Source organism: Desulfobaculum sp. (assembly GCF_054921475.1).
On the sequence record NZ_JBUDSW010000142.1, the window covers coordinates 1 to 9,200 of the forward strand.

Below are 9,200 nucleotides of genomic sequence, written 5' to 3' on the forward strand. Positions count from 1 at the left end.
CTTGAACTGGAGACTGACAAGGCTGTCGCCACCGGCGTCGCCGCGCCTTTGGTCTTGGCTCTTGTGGGCGGGGGCATGCCGATTTTCGGTTGCAAGGGGAATTTTCGATAGTCGCGTATATGGGACTCTGAGATTCGAAACCAAGGGGATAAGATGGACTTTATGACTTCATTGGATGCAATTGTGGCTAAAGCTGGGGCCTTCGCCTGGGGCGTGCCGATGCTCATTCTGCTTGTCGGAACCGGCCTTGTGCTCACCATCGCACTGCGCGGCCTGCAATTCAGAAAATTATGGCATGCCCTTTACCTTGCTCTGGTCAAACGCAAGGACGAGTCTGACCAGCAGGGAGATATTTCCCACTTTCAGGCACTGATGACCGCGCTGTCCGCAACCGTTGGCACCGGTAACATTGCAGGTGTTGCCACCGCCATCGCCGTGGGTGGCCCGGGCGCGCTGTTCTGGATGTGGATGACCGGCCTTGTGGGCATGGCCACCAAATACGCTGAGGCCGTGCTGGCCGTGAAGTACCGCGTGGTGGACGAAAACGGCGAGATGAGCGGCGGCCCCATGTATTACATTTCCAAGGGACTCAAGCTGCCGTGGCTGGGCGTTGCCTTTGCTGTGTTCGCATCGTTTGCGGCCTTTGGAATTGGCAATATGGTGCAGTCCAACTCCGTGGCCGACGCTGTGGAAGCCACCTACAGCATCTCCCCGCTTGTGACCGGTCTGGTGCTGATGGTGTGTACCGCTGCAGTCATCCTTGGCGGCATCAAGAAGATTGGTAAGGTTACCGCCTTCTTCGTGCCGATTATGATTGTGTTCTATGTTGCTGGCGCGCTGTACATCATCCTTATCAATGCCGCCGAAGTTCCCGGCGCCATCGCTTTCATCGTTGAGCAGGCCTTCAACCCCACGGCTGCCGTCGGCGGCTTTGCCGGTGCCACCATTATGCTGGCCATCCGCATGGGTGTTGCACGTGGCGTGTTCTCCAACGAATCCGGCCTCGGTACGGCTCCCATCGCCGCTGCCGCCGCCAAGACCAACTGTCCCGTGACACAGGCGCTCATCTCCATGACGCAGACCTTCATCGACACCATCATCGTGTGCTCCATGACTGGTCTGGTGCTGGTGCTGACCGGCGTGTGGTCCAGCGGCGCAACGGGCGCAGAGCTGACGACCATGGGCTTTGCCGCTGGCTTCTCCGGTGGTGAGCACATCGTCACCCTTGGTCTGATTCTCTTTGCCTACTCCACCATCCTTGGCTGGAGCTACTACGGCGAGAAGTCCATTGAGTACCTGTTTGGCGTCAAGGCCATCCTGCCCTACCGCATCGTCTTCATCTGCTTTGTGGGTGTGGGCGCTGTGGCAAAGCTCAGCCTTGTCTGGAACATCTCCGATGCCATGAACGGCCTGATGGCCATTCCGAACCTTATCGGCCTGCTGTTCCTGACGCCGGTTGTGGTCTCGGAAACGCGCAAGTACTTTGAAAAGCAGAAAGCGGACGAATCGGGCGAGCTCGAAACCTCCGTTGCCTACGAAAGCCAGGACTAATCCCACCACGGGAGAGCCTTTGTGACGGGCCTTTCTTCTGCGGCGTCAGCCAAATGAAGAAAGGCCCGTTTTTTTCGCCTTTTTTCTCTAGCCCTCCATATCCGGCCCCATGGACGTAGGCGCCCTTTCCCCGCGCTGTTCGCGCCGCTCTTCAAGAACCAGCCGCCGCCGCGGCAGGCACTCGGGGTACTGGCGTTGCAGAAATTCGATAAGCCCTTCGCGCACCTTGCACCGCAGGTCCCACGCCTTTGAGGCATTGGGAGAGCTCATAATCGCCCGCAGGGTCATGCAGTCGGCGGCGGTGTCCGTCACCTGCAGGACGCAGGTTGCGCCGTTCCACAGGTCCAAAGACTCCTGACACAGCCGCTCCAACTCCGCGCGCAGCGGCGCAATGGGCGTTGCAAAGTCCACATGCAAAAAGACGGAACCGATGATTTCAGCGCTGGTCCGCGTCCAGTTTTGAAACGGCGTCTCAAGGAAATAGGTCACCGGCACCACAAGGCGCCGTAGATCCCAAATGCGAACGACCACGTAGGTGAAGGTGATGTCCTCAATCCGCCCCCACTCCCCTTCAACAATAACCACGTCGTCGATGTTGATAGGGTGCGACAGCGCCACCTGAATGCCCGCGAGGATAGCGCCGAAGGTTTTCTGCGCGGACAAGCCAATGACAATGCTCAAGACCCCTGCCGAGGCAAGGAGCGTCCCACCCAGCATCCTGAACCTGTCGAACAGCATTAACGCAGCGGCAAAAGCGCCTATCCAGATAAGCACGATAACGATGCGCTGCAGGATGTTAATCTTGGTATGGACCTGCCGCGCCACAAGGTTATCCGGCGTGCTGAGGTCATACTTCCAGTCCACCATAACCCGCAGCGCCCATGAGGCGAGGGTTGCCGCCCACGCCGCCATGACAATCCACAAGACGTCCAAGGCCTTCACCAGCCCACTCCATGCCCCGTCCGAAAGGCCGAGAAAGGGCACAAGGAGCGTCAGCACAAACAGCGACGCCGCGCACACGGTAAACAGGACAAGGCGCGGCTGAAGCGCGGTTGCCAGCGCGCTCAGCAGGCCCTTGTCATCCTCTCCTTGGCGTTTCTTGAACCACCGCATCACCGCGAGCGCCAGCCATAAAAGCAGTACCGCCACAAAGGCCCGCGCCGCCCAGCTTACCATTCCTGCTGTGTGCATACGTCCTCCCGGTCCTCGGGGTCATTCTCTTTACCAATCAACACAGCATTGTATGATATTGGGCGCAGGATGCAACGCCTTGTGACAAGGGGCGAGGTCGCCTGCCTTCTCCCATCACGTCCCATCTCCTTTACCGCCCCACCACGCGCGGCCATAGAGCGGGAGCAGCGGCCCTGCAACGCGCCATTCTCCTCCGCCCTCGCGCCCAAAAAAAGGGCGCCCGGCCTCTTGCCGCGCACCCTTGCAGATGTGATGGGGACAGATGCGGTCAGCCGGCCGCGTTGTCCTCCACGAATTTGATAATACTTCCGGCAATGTCCTTGCCTATTGCGTTTTCAATACCTTCCAGCCCGGGCGAAGAATTGACCTCCAGCACCACCGGGCCGTGGTTGGAGCGCAGAATGTCCACTCCCGCCACATTCAGGCCCATGATGCGCGCCGCGCGCACGGCTGTGGAGCGCTCCTCCGGGGTGATTTTGACGGGGATGGCGGTGCCGCCCCGGTGCAGATTGGAGCGGAATTCCCCTTCCTTGCAGGTGCGCATCATGGCCGCGACCACCTTTTTGCCGACCACAAAGCAGCGGATGTCGCAGCCCTTGGACTCGCCAATGTACTCCTGCACAAGAAAGTTGGCCTTTAGCCCGCGGAAGGCTTCAATGACGCTCTCCGCCGCCTTGTCGGTTTCCGCCAGCACAACGCCGAGGCCCTGCGTGCCTTCCAGCAGTTTCACCACCAGCGGCGCGCCGCCCACAAGGTCGATAAGCTCGCGCGTGAACTTGGTGGAATGGGCAAACCCGGTCACCGGCAGGCCGATGCCCTTCTGCGCCAACAGTTGCAGGCTGCGCAGTTTATCGCGCGAACGGTTAATGGCCACGGACTTGTTCAGCGTGGACACGCCCATCATCTCAAACTGACGGACCACGGCCGTCCCGTAGAAGGTGATGGACGCCCCAATGCGCGGGATGATGGCGTCAAAGCCCTCAAGGCGCTCGCCGCGGTAGTACACGGCAGGGCTGTGCGAGGTGATGTTCACATAGCACCGAAGCGGGTCGATGACGTGCACATCGTGCCCATGTTCCTGCGCGGCCTCTTCAAGCCTGCGGGTGGAATAAATCTGCGGCCTGCGCGAAAGAATGCCAATTTTCATGCTTTTCCAGCCCCCCGGAGGTACGCTCCGGCCAGTTGCTTGCCGCACACATATGACGCAGCAGAGTCGATGAGAAAGTGATTTTCCAAGGCAGTGCGCCCAACCAACATCCGAAAGCCCATCCCTTCGCGGTTGGTGAGCGTCACTTCCACAGGCCGCACCACATTGCCAATGCGCAGCGGCGTTGCGATGACGATGCGTTCCTCGCTTTGCCCGCCGGAGTTGGTAATGGTGCGTGTGTCCACCACAGGGGCGGTGCACCAGATTTCAACCCGCGCATGCCTGCGCAAAGGATGCATCCCAAAGCGCACATACCGCACGCCCTGCGCCTCGTAGGTCACAAGGTCGAAGGCGTGCAGGGCCGATGTCCTCGCGCCGGTATCCATTTTGGCCTTGAGCGCGGGGATGCCGAGTTCGGGCAGGGCCACCCACTCACGCCAGCCAATGATTGTCTTTTCCATAGCCATGAAGGCCCCCTCACAAGAAAATGCCGCGCGGAAGATTCCCCTTCCGCGCGGCCTGAAAATCCATGTGTCTCAAACGTGGAACAGTCCGCTTCACACCGCGCCGCCACGGGATGCGTGGCAAACGAACAAGGCGCATTGTGGACAAATTCCTCGGAAGGAAAAGCCACATAGAGTATTCCGGACCCTACGCCAAGACATTTCTTCTCATTTATGCAGGTTTTGTGTCAGCCTCTCTCATAATGATTCTGCGTGTTATGCGCAATACTCTCCCCACGCGTTATACGCGTCGCCGGATTCAAAGCCCGTGGCGAGTTCGCGCGTGTAGGTGAGGCGGGATTCACCGGGGGCGTAGAAGTCCACATCCTCGCGCGACACCACGTAGCCAAAGCTTTCGTAGAACGCACGCGTCGGGGCATATTGCTCGCGCGCGGATGTTTCTATGCGCACGGTCTGCCCGCCGGCAAAGATGATCATATCCTCGGCAAGGTTCAGGAGCATGCGCCCACGTGCCGGCCGCGGTATTCCTGCAGGACGCCTATCCAGTACAGGTCAAACAGCGCCGGATTCTCCTCCGACGGGCCGTAGCAGGCAAAGCCGACCACCAGCCCGCCGACCTCGGCAAACAGGAACTCATAGCCGCTTTCCGCACCCCTTTCCCTGTGTTCCTGCACCAGCGAGACGGCCATGTCTTCCTCCCAGTCGGTAAAGAATCCGCTGGACGACACAATGCGGCGCACGGCCTGTTCATCATCTGCGTGTACACAGCTGCGGAGAACCACATCCATTTCCGGCTTCATTGTATTGCCTCCAGGGCAGATGCTTTCCCTGCCACCGAAGTGGCGGCAAGAATCCGCGCGATGGCGTCTGTGTAGGCTATCCCCGCGCGCTCAAGGGCGGCGGCATAGCCTGCATCCGGCGACAGGCACGGGTTGGCGTTCACGTCGATAATATTCAGCTCGCCACGGGTATTAGTCCGAAAGTCAATGCGTGCGTACCCGGACAGGCCAAAGGCCCGCCAGCAGGCCAACGCTGTGGTGCGCAGGTCCGCTTTCAGGCTTGGGCACCTTTGGCAGGCGTCAAAGTCGCGCCGCACGGTCACATACTCCGAGGACGAGACGTCCCACTTGGCCCGGTAACCAATGATGCGCACCGTGCCGACCTGCTCCTCAAAGCACATCCGCGCCGCGGGCAGAACCTCCGGTCCATCTGGAGAATCCAGCAGCGCCACGCAGTATTCGTGCCCATCCAGATAGCGCTCCGCAAGGCATTCTCCGCCAAGGCGCGTACGCAAACGCCGCACCGCATCACGAAGCGCCTTCCGCCCGCCCACCTGCACCACACAGTCGGCCTCCAGCCCGTTAGAGGCATGCTCCCACGCGGACTTGATGATAAACCGCCCCTGCACGTCGCGGGTACCGCTTTCAAGCTGCCGCAGACTGCGCCACGCCGGGGTGGGCAACCCTGCCGCCCGCATCACGACCTTAGCCATGAGCTTGTTGGACGACAGAGCCATGGCGGTGCTGCCCGCCCCGGTAAAGGGCAGGCCCATTTCCTCAAGGAGCGCCGGGGCAAAGTGAATAAACCGCCCCCGCCCCTCGGCCCCCTCGCACAGATTGAAGACCACATCCGGCCGCACCTCCGCGAGGTGCTGACGCACGGCGGTCAGGTCCAGCGTAAAGGGGACGCTCACGGCCACATGCCCCAGCGTTTGCGCCGCCTCGGCCACAGCGCGCAGCTGCGTCAAGGTATCGCGGTCGTCCTCGCCACAGCGCTCGGGCGGGGGACTGTAGAGAAGAGCCAGCCTCACCGCCACGCCTCCGCGCGCGCCATGGGAGGCGCCGCCTCGCCCTGACGTTTAAGGGCCAACTGCACAATGCCGGTAATCAAATCCGAATAGCTGATTCCGGCCAGACGGCAGATGATGGGCAGGTCCGAGTCGTCGGGGTTGAGGCCGGGCAGCGGGTTGGCCTCAATGAACATGGGCACGCCGCGTGCGTCGAGGCGCACGTCCACGCGGCCTGCATCGCGGCAGCCAAGAGCGGCCCACGCCTGCATGGCCAGTTCGGCGGAAGCTCTGGCCTCGCGGTCCAAGGCGAGGTGGTAGGACACCCGCTCCTCATACTCCTGCTTGGCGGCGTAGCTGTACACGGCGCCAACCCCGCCGCCATCGGCCACTACTTCCATAACGCCCAGCACACGGGCGCTGCCGCCCGAGCCAAGGATGCCCACCGTAAACTCCCGCCCCGGCAGATACCGCTCCACAAGCACCGGCTGCGCGTGACGCATAAGCAGGCTCTCGCACACACGGCGCAGGGCGCGCTCGTCCTCCACCAGCGAGGCGCCGGTCACGCCCTTGCTTGTGCCCTCGGCAACGGGCTTGGCAAAGACTGGAAACTCCAGCGAAAAGCCGTCCACATCGCCAAGGTGCTCCACCACGCGAAAGTCCGGCGTGGGGATGCCCGCGTCACGCACAAGGCGTTTGGTGGTGGCCTTATGCAGGCACACGGCCAGCGTCAGGGAATCCGAAAAGGTGCATGGAATGCGCCACGCCTCCAGCAGGGCCGGGATGGCCGCCTCGCGCCCAAAGCCGTACAAGCCTTCGGCAATATTGAAGACAAGGTCCCACCTGCGTCCGCCGGAAAGGCGCTCCACAAGGGCGTCAATCCCGCCAATGCGCTCTACGGCGTGGCCGGCGGCGATGAGGACAGATTCAATGCCCTCAATGGTGCGCAGGCTGTCAAACTCCGCCGTTTCATCCAAGGAATAGCCCCGCGCCAGATAGTCGCTGCGCAGGTCGTACGTCATGCCGATGTTCACAGTATTCTCCTGAGCGCCTTAGGCTGCCGGTACCGGACCGGGCGCAGGGTCAAGGGTGCGGAACTGCCGTCCCTCGTAGTTTTCAAAGACAAGCTCCTGCCCATCGCGCCCTACAAGGTACTGGGGCAGAACAGGCGTTTTGCCGCCACCACCGGGCAGGTCCACCACAAAATGCGGAACCGCATAGCCGGAGGTGAAGCCCCGTAGGGAGTGCATAATCTCCACCCCGCGCGCCAGTGGCGTCCGGAAATGCGCCGTCCCCGCCACCTGATCGCACTGGTACAGATAATATGGCCGCACGCGGCACCGCAGCAGCCCGCGCATCAGCTGGCCGATGGTCTGTTCGTCATCATTTACGCCCTTCAGGAGCACGGTTTGGCTCCCAAGGGGAATTCCGGCATCGGCAAGACGTCCGCACGCCTGCGCCGCCTCGGGCGTCAGCTCCGCCGGATGCGTGCAGTGGATGCTGACGAACAGCGGATGGTACCGCCGTAGCATTCGCACAAGAGCGGGCGTCACCCTTTGGGGCAAAACCATGGGCGCCTTGGTCCCAATGCGGATCATCTCCACATGCGGTAGCGCCCGCAGCTGTGACACAATGTACTCCAGTGCGCTGTCCGGCAGCATAAAGGGGTCGCCGCCGGAGATGAGTACGTCGCGCACCTGTGGACTGCGCCGCACATAGTCAATGGCCCCGTCCCACATCCGCATACGGAAAGTGCGGGTTTCCTTTTGCCCCACCAGCCGCGAACGCGTGCAGTAGCGGCAATAGGTGGAGCAGATGTCCGTAGCCAAAAACAGCACGCGGTCCGGATAGCGGTGCACGATGCCCGGAACCGGGCTGTCGTGCTCCTCGGCCAGCGGGTCGCCGCATTCGCCGCATGCTGTCATCCGCTCTGCCTCCGCGGGGATAACGCAGCGCCGCAGGGCTTGTGCTCCGTCGCCTCCAGCCAGCAGGCTGGCGTAGTACGGCGTCACAGCCACAGGCAGACGCAGGCCGTCCATACTCAGTGCCCTGCGCTCTTCTGGGCTCAGGCCCACCATGCGGGCAAAATCCGCAGCGCTGGTCAGTCTGTTTCGCATCTGCCAGCGCCAGTCGCTCCACATGTCGTCGCTGACGCCGGGAAAATGCGCGTCCCGAAAGGCACGCGGCGCCGCCCCCACAACCATGAGGGGCCTTCTACGGCGGCGCTGCCCTATAGGCGCAGTCGCCCCGGTGGTCTGTTCAATCAATTGCGCCACCTGCGCGGCGCATGCCTGCCCCCTGCCCAAGGGCGGGCGGTCTTCCTGCTCGATGATGTCTTCCATCGTTCCTTGTCCGTCCTGACGGCAGGGGCTGAGCCGCCACCGCCGGGACCGTTCCAGCCGTTATGGGAAAACGCGCCTCACTGCCGAAAAGCGCGCCAAAATGTCCACCATGGGACGCTGTCCAAACAGCAAAGGATGCGCCAAAGTGTAACTATCATGAATACCACACTTTTTTATGCACACGTCGCTACAAAGCGGAAGCGGAAGGACCGCTCCTTTGCCGCCCTTTCCCCCTCGCTGAAGAAATCGCCACAATCCCAAGGCCCATAGGCCCCTTGCGCCGCCTTGCCCGCGCCCCAAGGGGGAACCACAGGATCCTCTTTTCACAAAAGGGAACCTGCGCTTCCGCTCTGCGCCTGCGCAATGCTGTGCAAGCCGTGCGTTTTCTGCTGCAAAATCAGAGGGCGGCATGACGTAGGGCCGCGCAGTTGAGGCGGTTTCAGGGAGAAGGAAGCCCGAAGGATGCTGGAAATGCGCCGTATGGCGGCCATTTACGATACGTGTTCCCCTTTGGGAACACACGGAGGGAAACGACGTTCCTGCGAGGGAACGTTTTGGGCATAACAGAGAACGAGGCCGCAGAATATATCAATCAAAATCAGCGTATTACAACGAAAGTCCAGCTTGGCGTGCAAGTTGCTTAGTGAAAAGCATCACGATTACTGGAGGACTGCATGTCAACGAATACTCAGGCAATGGACGGATCACTGCGCAGGGAT

General features: G+C 61.4%; 9 protein-coding genes. 1 reads left to right on the forward strand and 8 read right to left on the reverse strand.

Annotation, left to right across the window (positions count from 1 at the left end; genetic code table 11):
- Positions 1-153 precede the first annotated feature (153 nt).
- Positions 154-1,551 (forward strand): alanine/glycine:cation symporter family protein, encoded by a 1,398-nt coding sequence (locus ACY69P_RS10280; RefSeq protein ID WP_462327395.1) that lies wholly within the window; start codon positions 154-156, stop codon positions 1,549-1,551.
- Positions 1,552-1,638: 87 nt separating this feature from the next.
- Here the strand turns inward: ACY69P_RS10280 and ACY69P_RS10285 are convergent, their stop codons facing one another.
- The 8 genes from ACY69P_RS10285 to ACY69P_RS10320 form a co-directional block, all read right to left on the reverse strand.
- Positions 1,639-2,742: a mechanosensitive ion channel family protein gene (locus ACY69P_RS10285; RefSeq protein ID WP_462327396.1), complete on the reverse strand. Its 1,104-nt coding sequence runs from the start codon at positions 2,740-2,742 to the stop codon at positions 1,639-1,641.
- A gap of 268 nt (positions 2,743-3,010) precedes the next feature.
- Positions 3,011-3,889 (reverse strand): 30S ribosomal protein S6--L-glutamate ligase, encoded by an 879-nt coding sequence (rimK, locus tag ACY69P_RS10290; RefSeq protein WP_462327397.1) that lies wholly within the window; start codon positions 3,887-3,889, stop codon positions 3,011-3,013.
- Entirely contained in the window at positions 3,886-4,356 is a 471-nt protein-coding gene (locus ACY69P_RS10295) for an ATP-dependent zinc protease family protein (RefSeq protein WP_459899930.1), read from the reverse strand. Before ACY69P_RS10295 ends, rimK begins: the two co-directional genes overlap by 4 nt.
- Positions 4,357-4,608: 252 nt before the next feature.
- Complete coding sequence (locus tag ACY69P_RS10300) at positions 4,609-4,854, reverse strand: N-acetyltransferase (RefSeq protein WP_462327398.1); 246 nt, start codon at positions 4,852-4,854, stop codon at positions 4,609-4,611.
- Positions 4,845-5,153 carry an N-acetyltransferase family protein gene (locus ACY69P_RS10305; protein ID WP_462327399.1) on the reverse strand — a complete coding sequence of 103 codons (309 nt, stop codon included), beginning with the start codon at positions 5,151-5,153 and terminating at the stop codon, positions 4,845-4,847. The genes ACY69P_RS10300 and ACY69P_RS10305 overlap by 10 nt, the downstream gene beginning before the upstream one ends.
- Positions 5,150-6,163, reverse strand: a complete 1,014-nt coding sequence (locus tag ACY69P_RS10310) for a D-alanine--D-alanine ligase family protein (RefSeq protein WP_462327400.1) — start codon at positions 6,161-6,163, stop codon at positions 5,150-5,152. Before ACY69P_RS10310 ends, ACY69P_RS10305 begins: the two co-directional genes overlap by 4 nt.
- Positions 6,160-7,173, reverse strand: coding sequence for a D-alanine--D-alanine ligase family protein (locus ACY69P_RS10315; protein ID WP_462327401.1), 1,014 nt, complete (start codon positions 7,171-7,173; stop codon positions 6,160-6,162). The genes ACY69P_RS10310 and ACY69P_RS10315 overlap by 4 nt, the downstream gene beginning before the upstream one ends.
- Before the next feature lie 18 nt (positions 7,174-7,191).
- Positions 7,192-8,481, reverse strand: coding sequence for a KamA family radical SAM protein (locus ACY69P_RS10320; protein WP_462327402.1), 1,290 nt, complete (start codon positions 8,479-8,481; stop codon positions 7,192-7,194).
- Positions 8,482-9,200 lie beyond the last annotated feature (719 nt).

Coding starts and splice junctions, on each gene's coding strand:
- rimK (WP_462327397.1), bottom strand. CDS start 3,889: ATGAAAATTGGCATTCTTTCGCGCAGGCCGCAGATTTATTCCACCCGC.
- ACY69P_RS10320 (WP_462327402.1), bottom strand. CDS start 8,481: ATGGAAGACATCATCGAGCAGGAAGACCGCCCGCCCTTGGGCAGGGGG.
- ACY69P_RS10300 (WP_462327398.1), bottom strand. CDS start 4,854: ATGCTCCTGAACCTTGCCGAGGATATGATCATCTTTGCCGGCGGGCAG.
- ACY69P_RS10295 (WP_459899930.1), bottom strand. CDS start 4,356: ATGGCTATGGAAAAGACAATCATTGGCTGGCGTGAGTGGGTGGCCCTG.
- ACY69P_RS10305 (WP_462327399.1), bottom strand. CDS start 5,153: ATGAAGCCGGAAATGGATGTGGTTCTCCGCAGCTGTGTACACGCAGAT.
- ACY69P_RS10285 (WP_462327396.1), bottom strand. CDS start 2,742: ATGCACACAGCAGGAATGGTAAGCTGGGCGGCGCGGGCCTTTGTGGCG.
- ACY69P_RS10280 (WP_462327395.1), top strand. CDS start 154: ATGGACTTTATGACTTCATTGGATGCAATTGTGGCTAAAGCTGGGGCC.